Source organism: Erwinia sp. MYb416 (genome assembly GCF_037479575.1).
Taxonomy (GTDB): domain Bacteria; phylum Pseudomonadota; class Gammaproteobacteria; order Enterobacterales; family Enterobacteriaceae; genus Erwinia; species Erwinia rhapontici.
This window is the reverse complement of sequence record NZ_JBBGYT010000406.1, coordinates 1-697: the sequence shown is the minus strand read 5'-3', so window position 1 is coordinate 697 and position 697 is coordinate 1. Positions and strand designations below refer to the sequence as shown.

General features: G+C 51.1%; 1 protein-coding gene. It reads right to left on the bottom strand.

Annotated elements, in window-relative coordinates; all coding sequences use genetic code 11:
* Positions 1-142: 142 nt before the first annotated feature.
* Positions 143-697, bottom strand: a 555-nt coding sequence (locus WH277_RS05610) for a flagellin (protein ID WP_339504916.1), incomplete at its 5' end; no start/stop codon positions are given.

Sequence of the window (697 nt, the reverse complement as noted above, 5' to 3'; positions counted from 1 at the left end):
GCGTTATCATAGCCAGCGCAGGCGTAATCAATCGCGGAAGAAAGCACAAAATAGAGGGCTTATCTGAGCGTTAATCCTTTTTAACAGGCATAAAAAAACCCCGCCGAAGCGGGGTTGATGTGCAAGATTATCGCGAGGATAATTAGCCCTGCAGCAGAGACAGAACCTGCTGTGGAACCTGGTTAGCTTTAGCCAACACTGAGTTACCCGCCTGCTGGATGATCTGTGCTTTAGACAGGTTAGAAACTTCAACCGCGTAGTCAGCATCCTGAATACGAGACTGTGCTTCAGACAGGTTAGTGGTGGTGTTGTTCAGGTTAGTTACCGCTGAACCCAGACGGTTCTGAATCGCACCCAGTGATGAACGGAATTCATCAACGCTGGCAATCGCTTTGTCCAGTTTATCCAGTGGACCAGAGGTAGAACCCTGAGTCAGGTTAGACAGGCTCAGTGACTTGGTGTCAATTTTGAACGCAGCAGTACCGGTAGTGGAAGTAGAATCCGCAGCCTGCGGATCAACAGCCACATAGAAGTCCTGGCTTGCGCCGCTGGCGATATCGAAGCCGTTCGCTTTCAGGTTGTTGGTTTCAGCTGCTGAAGTTGACTTGATGGTCACTTTCGCATACAGGTTGCCGCTTTCGTCTTTGTAGACGTTAGTGCCGTCTACCGCTGCGCCGCCAGATGCCAGGCCCAGACG